Origin of the sequence: Stenotrophomonas sp. GD03819 (genome assembly GCF_029841665.1) — a bacterium.
Lineage (GTDB): Bacteria > Pseudomonadota > Gammaproteobacteria > Xanthomonadales > Xanthomonadaceae > Stenotrophomonas > Stenotrophomonas geniculata.
Genome location: NZ_JAOCEW010000027.1, coordinates 48094 through 70460, shown reverse-complemented (window position 1 = coordinate 70460; position 22367 = coordinate 48094). Strand labels below are relative to the sequence as shown.

General features: G+C 68.1%; 19 protein-coding genes. 15 read left to right on the top strand and 4 right to left on the bottom strand.

Features of this window, described 5'->3' with window-relative positions:
- Nucleotides 1–110 precede the first annotated feature (110 nt).
- Nucleotides 111–995, bottom strand: a complete 885-nt coding sequence (locus N5D45_RS16315) for an energy transducer TonB (protein WP_010482701.1) — start codon at nucleotides 993–995, stop codon at nucleotides 111–113.
- The gene (gshB, locus tag N5D45_RS16310) at nucleotides 995–1942 is read right to left on the bottom strand and encodes a glutathione synthase (RefSeq protein WP_057503467.1); all 948 of its coding nucleotides are present in this window, start codon (nucleotides 1940–1942) and stop codon (nucleotides 995–997) included. Before gshB ends, N5D45_RS16315 begins: the two co-directional genes overlap by 1 nt.
- A 240-nt stretch (nucleotides 1943–2182) precedes the next feature.
- Between gshB and pilG the strand changes: the two genes are divergently transcribed.
- From pilG to N5D45_RS16275, 7 genes are all read left to right on the top strand, one after another.
- The gene (gene pilG, locus N5D45_RS16305; protein ID WP_005418455.1) at nucleotides 2183–2584 is read left to right on the top strand and encodes a twitching motility response regulator PilG; all 402 of its coding nucleotides are present in this window, start codon (nucleotides 2183–2185) and stop codon (nucleotides 2582–2584) included.
- A gap of 18 nt (nucleotides 2585–2602) precedes the next feature.
- A complete protein-coding gene (locus N5D45_RS16300; RefSeq protein ID WP_005410717.1) occupies nucleotides 2603–2965 on the top strand; it encodes a response regulator in 363 nt (120 codons plus the stop codon).
- Nucleotides 2965–3495, top strand: a complete 531-nt coding sequence (locus N5D45_RS16295) for a chemotaxis protein CheW (protein ID WP_049431795.1) — start codon at nucleotides 2965–2967, stop codon at nucleotides 3493–3495. Before N5D45_RS16300 ends, N5D45_RS16295 begins: the two co-directional genes overlap by 1 nt.
- 41 nt (nucleotides 3496–3536) lie before the next feature.
- Nucleotides 3537–5573 carry a methyl-accepting chemotaxis protein gene (locus N5D45_RS16290; protein ID WP_010482706.1) on the top strand — a complete coding sequence of 679 codons (2037 nt, stop codon included), beginning with the start codon at nucleotides 3537–3539 and terminating at the stop codon, nucleotides 5571–5573.
- 100 nt (nucleotides 5574–5673) lie between these two features.
- Nucleotides 5674–12366 (top strand): Hpt domain-containing protein, encoded by a 6693-nt coding sequence (locus tag N5D45_RS16285; RefSeq protein ID WP_057503468.1) that lies wholly within the window; start codon nucleotides 5674–5676, stop codon nucleotides 12364–12366.
- Nucleotides 12353–13693, top strand: a complete 1341-nt coding sequence (locus N5D45_RS16280) for a chemotaxis protein CheB (protein ID WP_164193526.1) — start codon at nucleotides 12353–12355, stop codon at nucleotides 13691–13693. The genes N5D45_RS16285 and N5D45_RS16280 overlap by 14 nt, the downstream gene beginning before the upstream one ends.
- A complete protein-coding gene (locus tag N5D45_RS16275; protein WP_010482710.1) occupies nucleotides 13690–14154 on the top strand; it encodes a chemotaxis protein CheW in 465 nt (154 codons plus the stop codon). The genes N5D45_RS16280 and N5D45_RS16275 overlap by 4 nt, the downstream gene beginning before the upstream one ends.
- A 212-nt stretch (nucleotides 14155–14366) precedes the next feature.
- Here the strand turns inward: N5D45_RS16275 and N5D45_RS16270 are convergent, their stop codons facing one another.
- Complete coding sequence (locus tag N5D45_RS16270) at nucleotides 14367–15104, bottom strand: 16S rRNA (uracil(1498)-N(3))-methyltransferase (protein WP_057503470.1); 738 nt, start codon at nucleotides 15102–15104, stop codon at nucleotides 14367–14369.
- A complete protein-coding gene (gene bioA, locus N5D45_RS16265) occupies nucleotides 15095–16486 on the bottom strand; it encodes an adenosylmethionine--8-amino-7-oxononanoate transaminase (protein ID WP_049481818.1) in 1392 nt (463 codons plus the stop codon). Before bioA ends, N5D45_RS16270 begins: the two co-directional genes overlap by 10 nt.
- A gap of 77 nt (nucleotides 16487–16563) precedes the next feature.
- Here bioA and nudE point away from each other — a divergent pair, with 77 nt between their 5' ends.
- The 8 genes from nudE (at nucleotide 16564) to gcvT (ending at nucleotide 22297) form a co-directional block, all read left to right on the top strand.
- Nucleotides 16564–17127: an ADP compounds hydrolase NudE gene (gene nudE / locus N5D45_RS16260; protein WP_010482713.1), complete on the top strand. Its 564-nt coding sequence runs from the start codon at nucleotides 16564–16566 to the stop codon at nucleotides 17125–17127.
- Nucleotides 17124–17927 (top strand): 3'(2'),5'-bisphosphate nucleotidase CysQ, encoded by an 804-nt coding sequence (cysQ, locus tag N5D45_RS16255; protein WP_057503472.1) that lies wholly within the window; start codon nucleotides 17124–17126, stop codon nucleotides 17925–17927. The genes nudE and cysQ overlap by 4 nt, the downstream gene beginning before the upstream one ends.
- Nucleotides 17928–17940: 13 nt before the next feature.
- On the top strand, nucleotides 17941–18780 hold the full coding sequence (gene mazG, locus N5D45_RS16250) for a nucleoside triphosphate pyrophosphohydrolase (RefSeq protein WP_049410658.1): 840 nt from the start codon (nucleotides 17941–17943) through the stop codon (nucleotides 18778–18780).
- Nucleotides 18777–19106, top strand: coding sequence for a YnfA family protein (locus N5D45_RS16245; protein ID WP_010482716.1), 330 nt, complete (start codon nucleotides 18777–18779; stop codon nucleotides 19104–19106). Before mazG ends, N5D45_RS16245 begins: the two co-directional genes overlap by 4 nt.
- A gap of 160 nt (nucleotides 19107–19266) precedes the next feature.
- Nucleotides 19267–19569, top strand: a complete 303-nt coding sequence (locus N5D45_RS16240; RefSeq protein ID WP_010482717.1) for a DUF962 domain-containing protein — start codon at nucleotides 19267–19269, stop codon at nucleotides 19567–19569.
- 66 nt (nucleotides 19570–19635) lie between these two features.
- Nucleotides 19636–20595: an SPFH domain-containing protein gene (locus N5D45_RS16235; RefSeq protein ID WP_005410704.1), complete on the top strand. Its 960-nt coding sequence runs from the start codon at nucleotides 19636–19638 to the stop codon at nucleotides 20593–20595.
- A gap of 1 nt (nucleotide 20596) precedes the next feature.
- A complete protein-coding gene (locus N5D45_RS16230) occupies nucleotides 20597–21040 on the top strand; it encodes an NfeD family protein (protein WP_010482721.1) in 444 nt (147 codons plus the stop codon).
- A 144-nt stretch (nucleotides 21041–21184) separates the two neighbouring features.
- On the top strand, nucleotides 21185–22297 hold the full coding sequence (gene gcvT / locus N5D45_RS16225) for a glycine cleavage system aminomethyltransferase GcvT (protein ID WP_010482722.1): 1113 nt from the start codon (nucleotides 21185–21187) through the stop codon (nucleotides 22295–22297).
- Nucleotides 22298–22367 lie beyond the last annotated feature (70 nt).

Here is a 22367-nt window from a genome sequence, read left to right as displayed (position 1 = left end):
TGCAAGCCCACACCGCCCCGCCAAGCCCAACATCCCGACCGCTGCTTTGGCTGTTGCCGTTGCTCTGGCTTTGCAGCGGGTCCCGGGCCGCAGGCCCGGGCAACGAACCCCTACCGGTCGTCGTGCAGGGTGCCGCCCGGCAGGAACACCCACGTGCGGGTGACCTGCAGGATGTCGATCTCGTCTTCGGTCTTCGGCAACGGCGGGAACGGCTGGGCCAGCTTCACCACCCGCAGTGCCGCCTCATCCAGCAGCGGCGTCCCGCTCGAACGCAGGATCCGGCTGCTCTCCACGCTGCCATCGCGGCGCACCCCCACGCTGATCACCACCTGGCCACCGAGGCGGCGCTGCCGGGCCTCGTCCGGGTAATTCAGATTGCCTACGCGCTCGGCGCGGTCGACCCAGGCACGCAGGTAATTGGCATAGGCATATTCGCGCGTGCTGGCCGACACGAACTTGCGGTTCGGGCGCTTGGCGTACTGCGCCGAGCGCAGATGCACTTCGGCAGCCAACCGCGCCATCTCCACATCGCGCTGCTCGCGCGCGCTCAGCGGTGCGTCCGGTTCGGGCTGATCCGGCGTGGGGCGGGACTGTGCCTGCGCCACCACCTCTTCGCCATTGCGGCTGCTGACCACCCGTGCCTGCGGCGGCGGAACCGGCGCGGCCGATTGCTGCTGCTGCGGCACCGGGCTCAGCCCGGACTGGGCCTGTGGGACGATGCCGGCCTGGTTGTCGCGTGGACGCTGTGCGCGGTCGTGCTCGCCACCGCCTTCCTGGTTGGCCGCGGCCAGGAAATCAGCCTGCTTCGGCGTCAGCGCGGTGCGGGTCTGGCTGAAGATCACTTCCAGCGTCGGCACCAGCGGTGCATCGCCCTTCACGGCAAAGCCCACGCCCAGGATCAGCAGGGCGTGGACCAGCACAGACAGCGCGATGGTCGCCCCCAGCCGTTGCGCTTCGCGCGGCGGCGGGGGCAGGACGGCAGGTGCGGACGGCATCAGCGCAGGCCGGCCTCGAGTGCGTCGAACAGGGTGCCGGCAATGTTCAGGCCGTACTGCGCGTCCAGTTCGCGCACGCAGGTCGGGCTGGTCACGTTGACCTCGGTCAGGTAATCACCGATCACGTCCAGGCCGACGAAGCGCATGCCGCGACGCTTCATCTCCGGGCCCACCTGGGCGGCGATCCAGCGGTCGCGCTCGCTCAGCGGGCGGCCTTCACCGCGGCCGCCGGCGGCGAGGTTGCCGCGGAATTCGTCGCCCTGTGGGATGCGCGCCAGGCAGTAGTCGACCGGTTCGCCATCGACCAGCAGGATGCGCTTGTCGCCGGCGGTGATGTCGGGAATGAACTTCTGCGCCAGCGCCATCCTGTGGCCGCCGTCGGTCAGCGTTTCCAGAATCACGTTCAGGTTCGGATCGCCCTGGCCGCTGCGGAAGATCGAGCGGCCGCCCATGCCGTCCAGCGGCTTCAGCACGGCCTGGCCATGCTCCAGCGCGAAGGCCTTCAACGCCTTGGCGTCGCGGCTGACCAGGGTCGGCGGGCAGCACTGCGGGAACAGCAGGGCGGCCAGCTTCTCGTTGTAGTCGCGCAGGCCCTGCGGGTTGTTGACCACGCAGGCGCCGGCCGCTGCGGCCACGTCCAGCACCTGGGTGTCGTAGACGTATTCGGCGTCGACCGGCGGATCCTTGCGCATCAGCACGATCTGGCCGGGGCCGAATGCGGTGCGGCTGAATGCGCCCAGCTCATACCAGCCGGCCGGGTCATCGCGCACCTGCAGCGGCGCGGTCTGGGCCACCGCTACGCCGCCCTCCAGGGCCAGGCCGCCCGGGCGCACGTAGTGCAGGGCATGGCCGCGGCGCTGGGCTTCCAGCAGCATGGCGAAGGTGGTGTCCTTGGCGATCTTGATGTGGGCGATGGGGTCCATCACCACGATGACGTTCAACGGCATGGGCGCACCTGTCAGGCAAGGCGTTGATGGTAGCGGCAACGCCGCCCGCGCGCCTCCCCGCCGTACTGCAACGCAGCGTCCGCCCGGCGCCCGCGCACGCATTGCGAAACCCGTCACGTTCAGGAGGGTGCCATGCCCCGCGCCAAGGGGCGGCCTTGAAGCGGGCGCGGAAAGTGCGATATAGATACGCTTTCGTAGCGGCCCCCGCCAGAGATCGGGCCGTGCGCTTGGGGATAGGCAATGACTGAAAACACGACTGCGGGCGGGGAACTCGCAGGACTCCGGGTGATGGTCATCGATGATTCGAAGACCATCCGCAGGACTGCGGAAACGCTGCTCAAGCGCGAAGGCTGCGAGGTGGTCACCGCCACCGACGGCTTCGAAGCGCTTGCGAAGATCGCAGACCAGCAACCGCAGATCATCTTCGTCGACATCATGATGCCGCGCCTGGATGGGTACCAGACCTGTGCGCTGATCAAGGGCAACCAGCTGTTCAAGGCGACCCCGGTCATCATGCTCTCGTCCAAGGATGGCCTGTTCGACAAGGCGCGGGGACGCATCGTCGGCTCGGAGCAATACCTGACGAAGCCTTTCACGCGTGAAGAACTGCTGGGTGCCATCCGCACATACGTCAACGCCTGACCAGGGGGGAAAGGCACAATGGCTCGTATCGTTCTGATCGAGGATTCACCGACCGACCGTGCGGTGTTCACCCAGTGGCTGCGCCGTGCCGGCCACGAGGTGCTGGAAGCGGACAACGCCGAGGATGGACTGCAGCTGGTCCGCGACCAGGTGCCGCAGCTGGTGCTGATGGACGTGGTCCTGCCTGGCATGAGCGGCTTCCAGGCCACCCGCGCGATGGCCCGTGATGCAGCGATCAAGCACATCCCGGTGATCATCGTCAGCACCAAGGCGATGGAAACCGACAAGGCCTGGGGCCTGCGCCAGGGCGCGGCCGACTACATCGTCAAGCCGCCGCGCGAGGATGAACTGATCGCGCGGATCAACGAGCTGGTGGCCTGATGCGCTCGCCCTTCGACATCCTCGAAGCCTACGAACGGCGCAGCCTGGCCCACGCGGTGCAGCTGCCCGAGCGGCAGTTCGCGCAGGACCTCTGGCGTGGCGTGGGTTACCGCGTCGGCCAGCGCCGGCTGGTGTCCGATTTCCGCGAGGTGGTGGAAATCGTGCCGATGCCGCCGGTCACCCCGGTACCGTGCGCGCAGCCATGGCTGCTGGGCGTGGGCAACCTGCGCGGCAACCTGTTCCCGGTGGTCGACCTGAAGTACTTCCTGGAAGGCACGCGTACCGTGCAGCAGGAAGGCCAGCGCGTGCTGATCATGCGCCAGGCCGGCGGCGACGTCGCGCTGACCATCGATGAGCTGTTCGGCCAGCGCAGTTTCGAACTGGACCAGCAGATCGAAGCCGGCATGCTGGCCGAAGGGCGTTACGGCCACTTCGTCGATCGCGCCTTCCACGCCGACGGCCACGACTGGGGCGTGTTCTCGCTCTCGCTGCTGTCGCGTACCCCTGAATTCCGGCAAGCCGCGGCCTGAGGCCGGGCAACGCCCCCTGCATTGAAGATCGAGGTTGAACGATGAGTACTGCTTCGGACGCCACCAAGACCGGCAAGCTGCGGCTGGGCGGCAGCAACCTCTGGCTGTTCCTGCTGCTGGCATCGATGATCCTGTTCGGCGTCAACACCGGCGTCGCCACCTGGCAGGGCAGTCGCCTGGCCGATGCCGGGTCCAAGGCGGCCGACCTGCAGGTGCTGTCACAGCAGCTGGCCAACCAAGGCCGTGACGCGGTGGGCGGCAACGCGCAGGCGTTCACCGCCTTCAAGGCCACCCGCAACGCGATCGAACAGAACGTGTCGACCCTGCAGGGGCGCTACGGCAAGGAACCGGGCGTGTCCGGTGCGATCGCCACCCTGGGCGAAACCTGGGCGCCGCTGGGCAAGCAGGCCGGGCAGCTGGTCGCCAGTGAACCGGCGGTGCTGGCCCTGGCCGGCAACGCCAACAACTTCACCGGCGCCGTGCCGGGGCTACAGGCCCAGCTGAACGAGCTGGTGCGTGCGATGTCCGCTTCCGGCGCCCCGTCGTCGCAGGTGTACAGCGCCCTGCAGCAGGTGGTGGTGGCCGGCTCCATGGCCCGCCGCGTGACGGAAATGCGTGCCGGTGGCAGCGCCGCTGCCACCTCGGGGGATGCACTGGCCCGCGACATCACCGTGTTCTCGCAGGTGCTCGACGGCCTGCGCAACGGCAACGAGGAACTGGGCATCACCGCCGTGCGCGGTGCTGCCGCCGTGGCCGCGCTGGAGCAGTCGCAGCAGAAGTGGGAAGCGATGAAGCAGGACGCCGACGCGATCCTGGCCAGCTCGCGCCAGCTGTTCGCCGCGCAGTCGGCGGCCACCGCACTGGGCCAGGGTTCTGCGCACATGCTGGACGACAGCCGCAAGCTGTTCGAGGCGTTCTCCTCGTTCGGTTCGGTGTCCGATACCCGCCTGTTCCCGAATTTCTGGATTGGCGTGGTGTCCGGCGCGCTGTCGCTGATCGCGATCATCGGTTTCGTCTCCACCAACGTGCGCAGCCGTTCGCGCGAGCAGGAACTGCGCTACCAGACCCAGGTGGAGTTCAACAGCCGCAACCAGCAGGCGATCATGCGGCTGCTGGACGAAATTTCCTCGCTGGGTGAGGGCGACCTGACGGTGAAGGCCTCGGTGACCGAGGACATGACCGGCGCCATCGCCGACGCGATCAACTACGCCGTCGACGAGCTGCGCCACCTGGTGACCACCATCAACGACACCTCGGCCAAGGTCGCGCTGTCCACCCAGGAAACCCAGGCCACCGCCATGCAGCTGGCAGAGGCGGCGGGCCACCAGGCCAACCAGATCACTTCGGCGTCGGACCGCATCGGCGAAATCGCGGCGAGCATCGAACAGGTGTCGCGCAACTCGGCTGAGTCGGCCGACGTGGCACAGCGCTCGGTGGTGATCGCCGCCGAGGGTGCCGGCGTGGTGCGCGAGACCATCCAGGGCATGGACCAGATCCGCGACCAGATCCAGGAAACCTCCAAGCGTATCAAGCGCCTGGGCGAGTCGTCGCAGGAAATCGGCTCGATCGTGGAACTGATCAACGACATTTCCGAGCAGACCAACATCCTGGCGTTGAACGCGGCGGTGCAGGCGGCCTCGGCCGGTGAAGCCGGCCGTGGTTTCGCGGTCGTGGCGGACGAAGTGCAGCGCCTGGCAGAACGTACCTCCGGCGCGACCCGACGCATCGAGAACCTGGTGCAGGCCATCCAGGCCGACACCAATGAAGCGGTCACGTCGATGGAACAGACCACCGCCGAGGTGGTGTCCGGTGCACGCCTGGCCGAGGACGCTGGCACCGCGCTGACCGAAATCGAGCGCGTGTCCAATGCACTGAACACCCTCATCAAGAACATCTCCATCGCCGCCCAGCAGCAGTCGGCCGCGGCCTCGGACATCACCCGCACCATGGGCGTGATCCGGCAGATCACCGGCCAGACCTCGCAGGGTGCCGGGCAGACCGCCGAATCGATCGGCCACCTCGCGCAGCTGGCGGCCGACCTGCGTCGTTCGGTCGCCGACTTCAAGCTGCCGGCGTGACGCGGGCAGGGCGGCGAGCAAGGAACCAGTCGATGAAGCATTTCCATTCCCCACGCCAGAACTCGCGCGGCTTCCGCGCGGCGGCGAACGGAGCGCGTCCATGAGCAGTCTGCGCGATGCGATGAGCCACGCAGCGCTGGGTTGGGTCAAGCCTGAGCTGGACGAGACCCTGCGCCAGGTGCGCAACGAGGTCGAGTACTACGCGGAAGACCCGGCCGATGCCAGCCGCATGCGCATCTGCGCCGGCTACCTGCACCAGGTGCAGGGCACCCTGCGCATGGTCGAACTGTATGCCCCGGCGATGGTGGCCGAGGAGCTTGAACAGCTGGCCAATGCCATCGGCGCTGGGGGTGTGGCCGATCGGGATGAAGCCTGCGCGACCCTGATGCGTGGCAGCGTGCTGCTGCCCGACTACCTGGAGCGCCTGCAGAACGGGCATCGCGACATCCCGATCGTGCTGATGCCGCTGCTCAACGAGATCCGTGCCGCACGTGGCGAAGAAGGCGTGCATGACAGCGTACTGCTGGCATTCGCACCGGACAGCGTCACCGCCACCGAGGCCGAGCTGGACCATGCCCGCGGCAGTCTGAGCGGGCGCAACCGCGAGCTGCTCGATACCGTGGGCAGCGCAGTGAAGGAAGAACTGCTGCGCATCAAGGATGCGCTGGACCTGCACCTGCGTACCGGCGGTGCGCCGGAGCAGCTGCAGACCCAGGCCGACGAGCTCGGTGCGGTGGCCGATACGCTGGGCATGATGGGCCTGGGCGTTGCCCGCGGCGTGGTCGTGCAGCAGCGTGATGCACTGCGTGGCGTGGTCGAAGGGCGCCAGCAGATCGACGAGAACCTGCTGCTGGATATCGCCGGGGCACTGCTGTACGTGGATGCCTCGCTGGATGACCAGGTTGCTCATCTGGGCGCCGGCGGCAGTGGCGAGGACGATCCGAGCGCGGTGGAGAACCGCCGCACGGTTGAGGTGCTGGCGCATGAGGCCATCGCCAACTTCGCCGCCGCGCGCGAGCACTTCGTCGCGTTCATTGAAACCAGCTGGAACCATGCCGAGCTGCAGGACGTGCCGCGCCTGCTGGGCGATGTCTCCGGCGCGCTGCGCATGCTGGATCTGGGCACGGCTGCCGATTACCTGCGCGGTGTGCAGCAGTACATCGAAGCCGAGCTGATCGGTCGCCAGCGCGTGCCCAGTGGCCGTCAGCTGGACACCCTGGCCGATGCCATGGCCAGCCTGGAGTACTACCTCGAAGCACTGCGCGACCGCCGCCCGGGCCGCGAGGACATTCTCGACATCACCCGCAGCAGCCTTGAAGCGCTGCGCTACTGGCCGTTGCCGGATCGCAACGCGGTGGAACCGGTTGCCGCCGCGCCGATTCCGTTCGCATCGCTGCTGATCGAACGCGAGCCGGTCGCGCTGCAGGCCGAGCCGTTGCAGCCGGAGCGCATCGAGATTCCGGTGCAGCCGGCCGCGCCCGCCGCCGGCACTGTGCCGGTGCCGCTGCCGGACTTTACCTTTGATCCGCCACCGGCCACGCCTGCACCGGAGGTGGTGGACAACAGCCTGATGTTCGGTGCGCTGGGGACCGTTGCATCCGCACCGCTGTCGCTGCAGGATGACGCAGATGCGCCCTTGGTCTTCGCCGCCTCCAGCGCGCCTGCACCCGACGTGCCGCAATGGGATCTCGCACCGTTCCATTCCGACTCCGATCCGGCCGCGAGTGCCGAAGACGAGCGCAGTCCGACCTTCGCCAGCTTCGACCCGGTCAGTTTCGAACGGGTCGAAACCGGAGTGGGATCGGCGCCGCAGTGGACACTGTCGGAGGCAGCGCCGCCGGCAGTGGCCGATGCGGCCGTGATGGCTGTCGAGGGCGACGCCGACGCCTCGGTGCCCTTCGACACCGCTGGTTTTGCCGCGCCGGTGTTCGACCCGGTCGCTGCCGAGCACGATGCGGTTGCCGCCGGCGAGGACGTGGTATTCCGTTTCGACGGCGATGCACTGGACAATGCCGACGACGTGCTGTCGCTGCACGCGATGGAGACGCTGTCGCTGGACGACGACGCCGGATTGCATCCGTCGCTGGAGATCGTCGATGCCGCCACGCCCCTGCGGGTAGACGAAAGCCCTGTGGTTGCCGGAGTGGACGCCGTTCCGGCGGGTGTGCCGGAGGACGTGCCCGCGCCGATGACCGAGATGCTGACGCCGGCCTCCGGTGCACCGGCACCGGCGGTGTCGGTGATTGATATCGACACCATCGCACCCATCGATTTCAGCGAAGCCGACGCGCAGTTCTTTGCCGAGCTGAGCGCTGCGGCGGCCGACTTCAATCCGCAGGCCATGGCGGCTCCGCCCGCTGCGGACATCCCGGTCGTGGCTGGGACCGAGGCCGGCTTCGAGGCCGGCTTCGACGACGATGCCGAGAACATCGACGAGGACATCCGCGAGGTGTTCCTGGAAGAGTTCGACGACGAGCTGACCAACCTTGGCACGCTGCTGCCGGCATGGCGTGTGCAGCTGGACAACATGGACCGGCTGCGGCCGATCCGGCGCATCTTCCACACCCTCAAGGGCAGTGGCCGCCTGGTGGGGGCGCGCACCCTGGGCGAGTTCGCCTGGAAGATCGAAGGCATGCTCAACCGCGTGCTTGATGGCAGTCGCCCGGCCACTCCGGCCGTGCTGGCGATGGTCGATAACGCACATGCCGCGCTGCCGCAGCTGAACGCCGCGCTGCGCCATGGCCAGCGCATCAGCGTGGACCTGCAGGCGATGCAGGCCATCGCCGATCGTGTCGGCGCCGGTGAGGAAACCTATTACGTGCCGCTGCCGGTAGCGGCCGCACCGGTGGCCGAGGCCGAAGGCGAGGACGAGATCAGCCGCATCCTGGCGGCCGAAGCCATCGCGTCGGTGCAGGACGAAGCCGAGCCGGTGCCCGAGGCCGTGGGCACGCCAGCCAACATCGACAGCGTGCTGCGCGAGATCCTCGAAGCCGAAGTGGAAGTCCACCAGGCCACCCTGCAGGATTGGCTGCGCTCGGCGCAGCAGGCACCGCAGCCGGTCAGCGACGCGCTGCTGCGCGCAGTGCACACCATGAACGGCGCCTTCGCGATGACCGAAGTGCCGGAAATCACGGCGGTTACCGGCGGTGCCGAGTCCTACATCAAGCGCGCGCTGGCCGCCGACGTGGTGCCTGGCGACGAAGGCGTTGCCGCACTGGATGCGACTGCGCAGGCGATCACCGCGACCATGGAGGCGCTGCAGGCCGAACAGCCGCGCATTGTTTCGCAGGGCGCGTTGGTGCAGCGGCTGCAGGCGTTGGCCGGCGAGCTGCCGGAAGCACGCTGGCCGCTGTTCGCGCTGGAAGACGAGGATGAGGAGGGCGTCGAGCTGGCGGCTGATGTCGAGCCGGCATCCGAAGCCGAAGCGCCGCTGGCTGGGCTGGACGCGCTGGACGAAACCGGCATGCCGTCCGCTTTCGATGCGGAGCCCGATCTCATTGCCGAGCCGCAACTGCTTGCCGAAGATGCGCTGGAACCGGTTCCAGCTGCAGCCGAGCCGCAGCCGCTGGATGTCGCGGCCGACAGCGGCCTGGACGTGGGCGAGCTGACCGCCAGCGACGATCTTTCGCGTTACTTCGACGCCGGCTGGGCGTCGGTGCCAGGCGAAGATGAACCTGCCGTGGCGGACATCGGCACGATTGAATCGATCCAGCCGGTCGAGAGTGCGCCTGTTGTCGAAGTGGCCGACGCAGATGCCGTGCCCACGATCGCGACGGTCGAAGACGCTGATCTGACCATGGCCGACGATCTGTCGCCGTACCTCGACGCCAGTGCGCTGCCGGTGGATGACCGTGACGCGGAAGAGCTGCCGGTGTCTGCGGATGTTGACGCGATCGACCTGAATACGTCGCTGTCATTTGATTCGGGCCGTGGCGATGACCGCGTCATTGACGACGCTGCTGCACTGCCACTCGACAGCGGGCTGTCGAGCCTGCAGGATGAAATGGCTGTGCCGGGTTTTGCAGAACCGGTCACGCTGGCAGCCGCGCTCGAGGCCGGCCTGCACGTGATCGAGGAAGAGCAGACCCTGGACGACGACGGGCAATGGCCCGTGATCGGCCTCCAGGCCAGCGAACTCGCGCCGGGCGAGGCAGATGCCTTTGCCGAGGATGCGGACGTCGGCGGGGAGGCGGCGGTCGGTGAAGGAGAGAGCGCCGATCAGCCGTCCCCGGCGACGGTGATTGAGGAGATCACCGCGGAGTCCCCGCAGGGCAGCGCTGCTGCGGTGCGCTTCTTCGAGATGGAAGAGGCGCCGGGCCAGGGCATGGTTGAAGCCGATGCCGACGCCGATGCCGAGATTGCAGAGGCCGACGTCACGCCCCGTGCGCCGCACCTCGAGCAGGCGCCTGATGCGGCCGATGCCGAAGACGGCGCCGACGCACTTGACTTCAGCGTGTACGACCGCGAGCTGGTCGATATCTTTGTCGATGAAGGCAAGGACCTGCTCGACCACTGTGATGGCCTGATCAGCGAACTGCGCGATGCACCGCAGGATCGCGAGGTGCTGGCCGGCCTGCAGCGTGACCTGCACACCCTCAAGGGGGGCGCGCGCATGGCCGGCATCAACGCCATCGGCGATCTCGGCCACAGCATCGAATCGCTGCTGGAAGCCGTCGCCGCCGGTCGCACCGAGATCGAGCGCCGTGATGTGCAGCTGCTGGAGCGTGGCTTCGATCGCCTGCACCAGCTGCTCACCCGCACCGGTGATCATCGCGTGGTGGAACCGGCGCAGGACCTGGTCGACGCGTTCGAAGTGCGTACCACCACCGATATCGCTGCGGCAGCGGCGGCCAACGTGGCGAGCGTCGCAGAAACCGACTCGGCACCGGTCGCCAGCCCGGCTCCGGCACTGCTCGATGCGCCGTTGTCGGCACCGCTGCCGGCAGAAGGCGTGGTCGATGAAGATCCGCTGGCGCGTCCGCAGCAGGAGCAGGTGCGCGTGCGCGCCGACCTGCTCGACCGCCTGGTCAACCATGCCGGTGAAGTGGCGATCTACCGCTCGCGGCTTGAACAGCAGCTCGGTGCCTTCCGTGGTGCCATGGGCGAACTGGAGCGCACCAATGCGCGACTGCGCGACCAGCTGCGCCGACTCGACCTGGAAACCGAGGCGCAGATCGTCGCCCGCTACCAGCGCGAACAGGACCAGGCCGACCAGAAATTCGATCCGCTGGAACTGGACCGCTTCTCCACCCTGCAGCAGCTCAGCCGTGCGCTGAACGAGTCGGCGGCCGACCTGGGGGGCCTGCAGGGCGTGCTTGACGATCTGTCGCGCCAGTACGATTCGCTGCTGCAGCAGCAATCGCGCGTCAGCTCCGAGCTGCAGGATGGCCTGATGCGCGCGCGCATGGTGCCGTTCGACGGCCTGGTGCCGCGCCTGCGCCGCGTGGTCCGCCAGTCCGGCATGGATACCGGCAAGCAGGTCCACCTGACCCTGGAAGGTACCCACGGCGAACTGGACCGCAACGTCCTCGACCGCATGGTCGCGCCGCTGGAACACATGCTGCGCAACTCCGTGGCCCATGGCCTGGAGGCGCCGGAGCAGCGCCGCGCCGCCGGCAAGCCGGAGGAGGGCGAGATCGCCATCCGCCTGCACCGCGAAGGTTCGGAAATCGTGCTGGAAGTGGCCGATGACGGCGCCGGCCTGGATCGCGAAGCGATCCGCCGCCGCGCCATCGACCGCGGCCTGCTGGCCGCCGATGCGCAGCCGAACGAGCAGGAGCTGGACAACCTGATCTTCGCGTCCGGCTTCACCACCGCCGATCAGGTCAGCCAGCTGGCCGGCCGCGGCGTGGGCATGGACGTGGTGCGCAACGAAGTGCGCCAGCTCGGCGGTTCGGTCGACATCCAGTCGGTGCGGGGCCAGGGCGTGCGCTTCACCCTGCGCCTGCCGCAGACGCTGGCCGTCACCCAGGCGGTGTTCGTGCAGATCGGCGAAACCACCTTTGCGGTGCCGGTCGCCTCGGTCAGTGGCATCGGCCGCCTGTCGCGTGAGCGTTTCGAAGCGGCCGACAGCAGCTATCGCTACAGCGGCGAGGACTATCCGCTGTACGACCTCGGCAGCCTGGTCGGGCAGGCTCCGGCGCGTGCCGACGGCCAGGACCAGGTGCCGCTGCTGCTGGTCCGCGCCGGCGACCTGCGTGCCGCCGTGGCGATCGACCAGGTGCTGGGCAACCGCGAAATCGTGGTCAAGCCGGTCGGCTTGCAGATCGCATCGGTGCCGGGCATCTACGGCGCGACCATCACCGGCGATGGCCGAGTGGTGGTGATCCTGGACGTGGCGCCGCTGGTGCGCCGCTTCCTCGCCAATCCGACACTGCCGGTACTGGCCAATGCGCCGCGCCAGGAGCGCCAGGTGCCGCTGGTGATGGTGGTGGACGACTCCCTGACCATGCGCAAGGTCACCGGCCGCATCCTCGAACGCCACAATTTCGAGGTCAGCGTTGCCCGCGACGGCGTGGAGGCGCTGGAACGCCTGGAAGAGCGCGTGCCGGACCTGATGCTGCTGGATATCGAGATGCCGCGCATGGATGGCTACGAGCTGGCCACCGCGATGCGCGCCGACCCGCGCTACAAGGATGTGCCGATCGTGATGATCACCTCGCGCAGCGGCGACAAGCACCGCCAGCGCGCCTTCGAGATCGGTGTCCAGCGTTACCTGGGCAAGCCGTACCAGGAACTGGACCTGATGCGTAACGTGTACGACCTGCTGGGGATCGCCCGTGTCCGTGAGTGAAACCCAAACGGCTCCGGCCGTTGCCCTGCTGGCCCGCCCCGGCGCGGCGCGTGAGCGCCTGCGCGAGGCGTTGTCGCACGCCGATGTACAGCTGGTGCTGGAAGATGATCCCAATACGCTGGAGGTGCGGGTCCTGCAGGAGGCGCGCCCGCAGTTCGTGGTGATCGCGCTGGAGGCCGCCATCGAGGATGCATTGGAGCGCCTGGAAGCGGTGCTGTCCGCACCGGGCCTGACCCTGGTCATCGACGAGGCCGAGCTGGCCGCACGTCGTGATGGCTGGGAGGCTCAGCGCTGGGGCCGTCATCTGGCCGCCAAGCTGCATGGCCACCAGCAGGTGTTGCCGCCGGGGGCCGAAGAAGAACCCGGCCTGCAGCTGGAGCCGGGCCACCCGGCACCACCGCCGGCGCCGCAGGAAGAAGCGTTGCAGCCGCACCTGGACCAGGCATTGAGCTGGGCCGACGAGGTCCCTGCTGACAGCCTGTACTCGCCGCCCGCGCAGCTGCACGAACCGATCGCGCTGGAACAGGCGCTGGCGGCGTTGCAGCCGGTCGTGCCCGAGCCGCTGGAGCCGCCCGCACTGCCATCGCTGGCAGAGACCGCGCCCGCAGCAGCGCCCCTGCCGCCGGTCTCCTTCGACCACACCGCCTGGTCCCTGGTCGAAGACGGGGCCGATGCCCCGGCCGCCGCTCCGCACCACGCTGCCGTGGAGGCATCGCTGCCTTCCTTCGATACCGGTCATCTGAGCCTGGTCGACCTGGATGCCGCAGCGCCCGTGGGCGCACGCGCCCGATCGCTGCTGGTGCTGGCCGGCATCGGTGGCCCGGACGCGTTGCGTCGCCTGCTCGGCGCGCTGCCGTCTTCGCTGAGCGTGCCGGTCCTGGTGCACATGCGCCTGGATGGCGGACGCTACGGCAACCTGGTCAAGCAGATGGCACGCGTGTCGCCGTTGCCGGTGCAGCTGGCCGAAGCCGGCCAGCGTGCAACACCCGGTGAAGTGCACGTGCTGGCCGATGACATTGGCGTGCAGGCAGCCAGTGACGGCCTGCATTTCGTCAGCGACGCGCAGGGTATTTCGATTGCCGCGCTGCCGGCTGACCACACTGCGCTGGTCCTGCTCAGCGGTGCCGATCTTGCGCATGTTGGTCCGGCGCTGGATCTGGCCGCCGCCGGCGCCTGGGTGGCCGGGCAGGTCGGCGAGGGCTGCTATGACCCTGCCGCAGCCACGGCGGTGGTCGCCGCTGGCATGGTGGCGGGTGAGCCACAGGAACTGGCGCAGGCCATCGCCTCGCGCTGGGGCTCGGAAGACGATAACGGAGAGGCACCATGAGCTACGCCAGCAATGACGAAATCCGCGGCGTCCTGATCCAGGCCGGCAACGAGCGCGTACTGCTGCCCAATGCCACCGTGGCCGAAATGATGTCGCGCGTGCCGGTGCAGCCGGTCTCCGATGCGCCGCGCTGGCTGGTTGGCGAAATCGGCTGGCACGGCTGGCAGGTGCCGCTGGTGTCGTTCGCACGCCTTTCGGGGCTGGGCGAAGAGGCGGTGGCCGGCCACAACAAAGTGGTGGTGCTGAAGGCCCTGAGCGGCAACGCGCAGCGCCCCTACTATGCGCTGCTGACGCAGAATTTCCCGCAGCTGATCTCGGTGCCGCGCGACGGCCTGCTGGCCGACGCCTCCGAAGAAACCCTGCCGCAGATCGTGCACATGCGCGTGCTGCTGGGTGAGCAGAGCGCGCTGTTGCCGAACCTGGACGCACTGGAAGCCGCCCTGGATTCACTGGCGGCCTGATCTACCAAACGGTAGTGCCGGCTGCCGACCGGCACCGAGCCGAGCATGGCTCGGCTCTACAAGGAAACTGCAATCTGGCGCGGGCACTGTAGAGCCGAGCCTGCGCTCGGCTGCTGCCCTGAACGCGCTGGTCGCGGTAGTGCCGGCCGCTGGCCGGCAACCTCATGATCCCGTGGATGCCGGCCAGCGGTCGGCACCACAACGAATCAGCCTTATCCCAGATCGCCCAACCGCGCCTGCAGTGCCGCGATCGCGGCCAGCCCCGCGGTTTCCGTGCGCAGGATGCGCGGGCCCAGCTGCAGCCCCTGGAAGCCTGCCGCCGCCAGTTGATCGCGGTCGCGCGGCGACCAGCCGCCTTCCGGGCCGATCGCGATCACGATGCCGCCTGCCGGAGCGGCCGCCAGCGTCGACAGGCGATGGGCACCCAGCGGGTCCAGCGTCAGCCGCAGCGTATCGGCCGGCAGCGTTGCCGCAGCCTGCGCCAGTGACAGTGGCGAGCCCACCTGCGGAATGCGCGCGCGCCCGGATTGGCCGCAGGCCGAGGTCACCACGTTGTTCCAGTGCGCCACGCGCTTCTCCGCTCGAGCTGCATCAAGCTTCACCTCAGTGCGCTCGGCGTTGACCGGAATGATCGCCGCCACGCCCAGTTCGGTGGCCTTCTGCAGGATCAGGTCCATCTTCTCGCCGCGCGCGATGCCCTGCAGCAGGGTGATCGCCAGTGGCGATTCATTCTTGATGGCCTGCACGGCGTCGATGCGTACCTGCACCTCGCGTTTGCCGGCCACCGTCAGCGTCGCGCTGTAGTCGTGGCCATCGCCGTTGAACAGGACGCAGGTATCGCCTTCGCGCAGGCGCATCACCCGCACCAGGTGGTTGGCCGTCTCTTCCGGCAGGGTCACGGTCTGGCCGCTGTGCAGCGCCAGGTCGATGGGGCAGCGGGTCACGCGCATGCAATCGCCTCGTCAATCGCCGCCAGTGTGGTATGTGCCAGCAGCTCCAGTTGTTCGTCGTCCACGCAGTAGGGTGGCATCCAGTACAGCACGTCGCCTAGCGGGCGCAGCACCACGCCGCGCTTCAAGGCGGCCTTGTAGGCGTGCAGGCCCAGCCGCATGGCCGGGTCGAACGGCGTGCGCTTGTTACCGTCGCGCGACAGCTCGAAGGCCACCACCATGCCGGCCTGGCGCACGTCGGCCACGTGCGGATGGTCGTTGAACGGTGCCGCCAGCGTACCCATCACGGAAGCGATGCTGCGGTTGCGGGCGATCACATCGTCGTCGCGGAAGATGTCCAGCGTCGCCAGCGCGGCCGCGCAGGCCAGCGGGTTGCCGGTGTAGCTGTGCGAGTGCAGGAACGCGCGCTCGCGCGAGTCGTCAAGGAAGGCGTCGTACAGCGCCTGCGTGGCCAGCACCGCGGCCAGCGGCAGGAAGCCGCCGGTCAGGCCCTTGGACAGGCACATCAGGTCCGGCATCACCCCGGCCTGTTCGCAGGCGAACAGGGTGCCGGTGCGGCCGAAGCCGGTGGCGATCTCGTCGGCGATCATGAACGCGCCATGCGCATCACACAGTTCGCGCACGCGCTGCAGGTACACCGGATCGTGCATGCGCATGCCGCCGGCACACTGCAGGCGCGGTTCCAGGATCACCGCGCAGATCTCGCCCGGATGCTGGTCGAACAGGGTGGCCAGGCCGTCGGCAGCCTGCCGCGCGCGGTCGGCCGCGCTCTGGCCGGGTTCGGCCAGGTAGGCATCGGGCGACGGCGCGAACAGCGCTTCGGCCAGCAGCGGCGCATAGACGCGGCGATACAGCGGGATGTCACCCAGCGCCAGCGCGCCCAGGGTCTCGCCGTGGTAGCCGTTCTCCAGTGCGATGAAACGCGTACGCCGCGATTCCCCACGGTTCTGGAAATACTGGAAGGCCATCTTCAGGGCCACTTCCACGCCGGCCGAGCCGTTGTCGGCGTAGAACACCTTGGCCAACGGCTCGCGGCCGGGCTGGCGTGGCGCCAGCGCCAGCAGGCGTTCGGCCAGGGTAATGGCCGGCTCATGGCCGAAGCCGGCCAGCATCACCTGTTCCAGCTGCGTCGCCTGGGCGGCGATGGCGCCACCGATGCGCGGTTCGGCATGGCCGAACAGGTTGGTCCACCAGCTGCTGACCGCATCCAGATAGCGGTTGCCATCGTGGTCGATCAGCCAGGCACCTTCGCCACGGGCGATCGGCACCAGCGGCAGGGTGTCCGGATGCTCGCGCATCTGCGTGCAGGGGTGCCACAGTACCTGCAGGTCGCGCTGCCGCCAATGGTGGGCCAGCGGGGAGGGGGTTGGGTCTGCTAGCATTTCGGGCTCATGAACATGTTGCTGCCTGCACATTCTATCGGCCCCGGCGCAGGCGCCGGCCGCCGCGGAGATTCCGCATGAACGATGACCGCGCCGGCCGTCGCTTGCCGATCATCCATCGGATCACCGATGAGGAGAACGGTCCCTTCCAGCGCCAGCACCTGGACCTGGAGTTCTCCAACGGCGAACGCCGCCGCTTCGAGCGCCTGGTCAGCCGTGGCCATGGTGCGGTGGTGGTGGTGCCGATGCTCGACGACGAGACCGTGCTGCTGGTACGTGAATACGCCGCAGGCATGCACCGCTACGAACTGGGCCTGGTCAAGGGCCGGATCGATGCCGGCGAGACTCCCGAGCAGGCTGCGGACCGCGAACTGAAGGAAGAGGCCGGTTACGGTGCGCGCCGGGTCGACGTGCTGCGCGCAATGACCCTTGCCCCGACCTATATGAGCCACCAGTCGTGGCTGGTGGTGGCGCGCGACCTGTACCCGGAAAAGCTGGCCGGCGACGAGCCGGAAGAACTGGAAGTTGTCCCGTGGAAGCTGGCCGAGCTGGACCAGCTGATGCTGCGTGAGGACTTCTCCGAGGGACGCTCGCTGGCGGCGCTGTTCATCGCCCGCCAGTGGCTGCAGGGATTGCGATGATCAAACTGACCACGGACCTGCGCGAGACCGCCATCGCCATCGCCCAGGAAGCCGGACAGGCCATCATGCAGGTCTATGCCGATGGCTTCGAGGTGCAGATCAAGGACGACAACAGCCCGGTCACCAGTGCCGACCTGGCGGCCAACCAGGTCATTGAACAGGGCCTGCAGCAGCTGACCCCGGACCTGCCGATCCTGTCCGAGGAATCGGCGCAGGTGGGCTGGGAGCAGCGCCGCCACTGGGGGGCCTACTGGCTGGTCGACCCGCTCGACGGCACCCGCGAGTTCGTCAAGCGCAACGGCGAGTTCAGCGTCAACATCGCGTTGATCTACCAGGGCGCACCGGCTTTCGGCGTGGTGCTGGCCCCGGTCACCGGCATCGTCTGGCATGCCATGCGCGGCGAGTTGGCCTATCGCCGGCAGGGCCTGCACGACACCGTGCTGCGCACCCGTACACCGGCCACCGCACCGTTGCGGGTTGCCGCCAGCCGTTCGCACCGCTCACCGGAGACCGAGGCGCTGCTGGCGAGGATGGGCCGCATCGAGACCATCGCGCAGGGCTCGTCGCTGAAATTCTGCCGGATCGCCGAAGGTGGCCTGGATGTCTATCCGCGGCTGGGTTCGACCTCCGAATGGGATACCGCTGCCGGCCAGTGCGTGCTGCACGCCGCCGGTGGTGCGGTACTGTCGGCCGCGACCGGCAAGCCGTTCCGCTACAACCGCCGCGAGACCCTGTTGAACGGCGATTTCATTGCCCTTGGTGATACCAGCCTGCCATGGCGTGACTGGTTGTCCGATTGACCCTGGAGGCCGCATGAGCGCGCACGACACCCCCACCACCGGCAGCGCCGCAAGCAACGAACTGGAGCGCCTGCTGGCGATCATGGCGCGCCTGCGCGATCCGCAGGGCGGCTGCCCGTGGGACCTGGAGCAGAACTTCGCGACCATCGCGCCGTACACCATCGAGGAAGCCTACGAGGTGGCCGATGCGATCGACCGCGGCGACCTCGACGACCTGTGCGACGAGCTGGGCGACCTGTTGCTGCAGGTGGTGTTCCATGCGCGCATGGCCGAAGAGCAGGGCAGCTTCGCCTTCGCAGACGTGGCCCGCGCGATCAGCGACAAGATGCAGCGCCGCCACCCGCACGTGTTCGCCGAGGTCAGTGTCGATGATGCCGACGGGGTAATGCGTAACTGGGAGGCGATCAAACGGGCCGAGCGCGCCGCCAAGGGCGAGCAGGACACCTCCGCGCTGGCCGGCATCTCGCGCGGCCTGCCGGAATGGCAGCGGGCAGTGAAGCTGCAGTCGCGCGCGGCCAAGGTCGGCTTCGACTGGCCGGGCCCGATGCCGGTGCTGGACAAGGCGGCCGAGGAACTGCAGGAGCTGCGCGAGGAGTTCGAGCGCGGCGATATCGCCGGCAACAAGGCGCGCCTGCAGGAAGAACTGGGCGACCTGCTGTTCGTCTGCGCCAACCTGGCGCGCCACGCCGATATCGATCTGGGTGCAGCGCTGCGCGGGGCCAACCACAAGTTCGAACGTCGCTTTCGTGCGATGGAAGCGCAGGCCGATGCGCAGGGTGGGGCGCTGGCTGCGATGGACCTGGAGGCGCAGGAAGCGCTCTGGCAGCACGCCAAGGCGGCGGAGAAGGCGTGAAGACACTCGGCCTGTTTCTGCTGACCGCGCTGGCCGAGATCGTCGGCTGCTACCTGCCGTGGCTTTGGCTGCGCAAGGGCGGCAGCATCTGGCTGCTGCTGCCGGCGGCCGCCAGCCTGGCCCTGTTTGCCTGGCTGTTGACCCTGCATCCGACCGCCAGTGGTCGGGTCTATGCCGCCTACGGTGGCGTCTACATCGGCACCGCGCTGTTCTGGCTGTGGCTGGTCGATGGCATCCGTCCCAGCCGCTGGGACCTGTTCGGCGCCGCGCTGTGCCTGGCCGGCATGGCGGTGATCATGTTCGGGCCGCGCACCTCATCGGTGTAGGTCCGGGCAAGGCGGTTCTGTAGAGCCGAGCCCACGCTCGGCTGCTCTTCTTTCCGACCGCGCTGGCACGCGCAAGCCGAGCATGGTTCGGTGCTGCAAGGCAGCGCAGCGCCCCCCGAAAGGCGCATGATGGGCCTGACCATGGCTCCGGAGCATGCGCATGTCCCGCTTCGCCAGCTTCCGCGAGTTCTATCCGTTCTACCTCAGCGAGCACCGCCATCCGGTGTCGCGCCGGCTGCACTTCGTCGGTAGCTGCGGGGTGCTGCTGCTGGTTGCGGCGGCGATCCTGCGCGGCCAACCCATCCTTGTGCTGGCCGCCCTGTTCTGCGGTTACAGCTTCGCCTGGGTCGGCCATTTCTTTTTCGAGAAGAACCGCCCGGCCACCTTCCAGCACCCGCTGTACTCGTTCATGGGCGACTGGGTGATGTTCGCCGACATCCTGCGCGGGCGCGTGCCCTGGTAGCTCCGCTGTGAATGCGGCCTTCACGCGCTATGCTGGGGCCTGGACGTCATCGATAAGGAAAGCAAGATGTTCCCGACCATGTTCTTTACCGTGGTACTGGCCTTCGTGGCCGTGGTGATCCTGTTCAAGGCGGTACGGATGGTGCCCCAGGGCTACGAATGGACCGTCGAGCGCTTCGGGCGCTACACGCATACCATGACCCCCGGCCTGCATTTCCTGATCCCGATCGTGTACGGGGTGGGGCGCAAGGTGAACATGATGGAGCAGGTGCTGGATGTGCCCAGCCAGGAAGTGATCACCAAGGACAACGCCGCCGTGCGCGTGGACGGCGTGGTGTTCTTCCAAGTACTGGATGCTGCCAAGGCCGCCTATGAGGTGGCCAACCTGGAAGTGGCGATGATCGCCCTGGTGCAGACCAACATCCGTACCGTGATCGGTTCGATGGACCTGGACGAATCGCTCAGCCAGCGCGAGGTGATCAATGCCCAGCTGCTGAGCGTGGTCGACCATGCCACCAATCCCTGGGGCGTGAAGGTCAACCGCATCGAGATCCGCGACATCCAGCCGCCGCGGGATCTGCTGGACGCGATGGCGCGGCAGATGAAGGCCGAGCGCGAAAAGCGCGCGCAGATCCTCGAGGCAGAGGGTTCACGCCAGTCGGAGATCCTGCGCGCCGATGGCGAAAAGCAGGCCACCGTGCTGGAGGCCGAAGGCCGCCGCGAAGCTGCGTTCCGTGATGCCGAGGCACGCGAGCGCCTGGCCGAGGCCGAAGCGATGGCGACTAAGGTGGTGTCGGCGGCGATTGCCGAGGGTGACGTGCAGGCGATCAACTACTTTGTTGCGCAGAAGTACGTGGAAGCGTTCAAGGAACTGGCCAGTTCGCCGAACCAGAAGCTGGTGCTGATGCCGATGGAGGCCAGTGGTGTGATCGGTTCGATCGCGGGCGTGGCCGAACTGGCGAAGCAGGCGCTGGCCAGCCAGGACAACAAGGCCGCCGGCAAGCGGCCGCCGCCGCTCGGAGGCTGACATGCGCTGGGAAGTCGTCGGTTGGGGCGCGTTGGCGCTGCTGCTGTTCGCGGCCGAAGCGCTGGCGCCGGGTGCGTTCATGCTGTGGATCGGCATTGGCGCGGCGGCGGTGTTCGTACTGGTTGCGGTGTTCAGTGACATTCCGCTGTTGTGGCAGGTGATCGCTTTCGTCCTGCTGAGTGTGGTCTCGATCCAGTGCTACCGGCGCTGGGGGCGGCCGCGGGCACGGCCCAGCGATGCGCCGTTGCTCAACCGCCGCGCCGAGCAGCTGGTCGGCCGGGAGGTGGTACTGCAGCAGGGCATCGTCGGTGGCCAGGGACGGGTCAGCATTGACGATGCGTCCTGGCAGGTGAGCGGTCCGGAGCTGCCTGCGGGCACGTGGGTGCGGGTGCGCAGCGTGCAGGGCACGGTGCTGGTGGTCGAGGACGCGGGCCGCCCCCTGTAGAGCCGAGTCCACGCTCGGCTCCCACACGAAGAGCAGCCGGGCATGGGCTCGGCTCTACAGCTCCGGCGCTGCGCTGCGGCACGCCTGCGGGCGACCGATCTGGGATAATGGGGATTCTTGTTTCCTCTGCTGCCGGACCCGGTCATGACCCAGAAGACGCTGCTCAACGATACCCACCGCGCCCTTGGCGCCAAGATGGTCGATTTCGGGGGTTGGGACATGCCCATCCACTACGGCTCGCAGCTGGACGAGCACCACCAGGTGCGTCGCGAGTCCGGTGTGTTCGACGTCAGCCACATGACGGTGGTCGACCTGCGCGGTGAGCAGGTCAAGCCGTTCCTGCGCCGCCTGCTGGCCAACTCGGTCGACAAGCTGAAGGTGACCGGCAAGGCGCTGTACTCGTGCATGCTGAACCCGCGCGGCGGCGTCATCGACGACCTGATCGTCTACTACCTGGGCGACGATTTCTTCCGCATGGTGGTCAATGCCTCCACCCGCGAGAAGGACCTGGCCTGGCTGCGCGAGCAGGCTGCGCCGTTCGGCGTCACCGTCGAGCAGCGCCCGGACCTGGCCATCCTGGCCGTGCAGGGACCGCAGGCGCGCGACATCGTGATCGGCCTGGCGCGTGATGCGGACCGTCAGGCGCTGACCAAGCTGGGCCGTTTCGCCGCCCTGCAGGTGCAGTCCGATGACGGCGTCGAACTGTTCGTCGCCCGTACCGGTTACACCGGCGAAGACGGTTTCGAGATCCTGCTGCCGCAGGACGCCGTGGTCGCGTTCTGGAACCGCCTGCTGGCGGCGGGCGTGAAGCCGGCCGGCCTCGGCGCACGCGACACGCTGCGCCTGGAAGCCGGCATGAACCTGTACGGCCAGGACATGGACGAAGAGATCAGCCCGTACGAAGCGGCGCTGGCCTGGACCGTGTCGCTGGACGAAGGCCGCGACTTCATCGGCCGCGACGTGCTGGAAGCGCAGAAGGCCGCCGGCACCGCACGCCAGATGATCGGCCTGGTGATGGACGAGAAGGGCGTGCTGCGCCACGGCCAGGCGGTGACCACCGCGGGCGGCCAGGGCGAGATCCTGTCCGGCACCTTCTCGCCGACCCTGGCCAAGGGCATCGCCTTCGCCCGCGTACCGGCCGGTGAACTCGGCGAGGTCACCGTCGACATCCGCGGCCGGCAGGTACCGGTACGCGTGGTCAAGTTCCCGTTCGTGCGCGAAGGCCAGGCCCAGCCCGGCGTGCTCGCCGACGCCTGATCCGAAACTGCCGATCGTCACTGACAGCAGTGGCGGCCGGTTGGTTACACTAGCCCCGTTTTTTCCACCC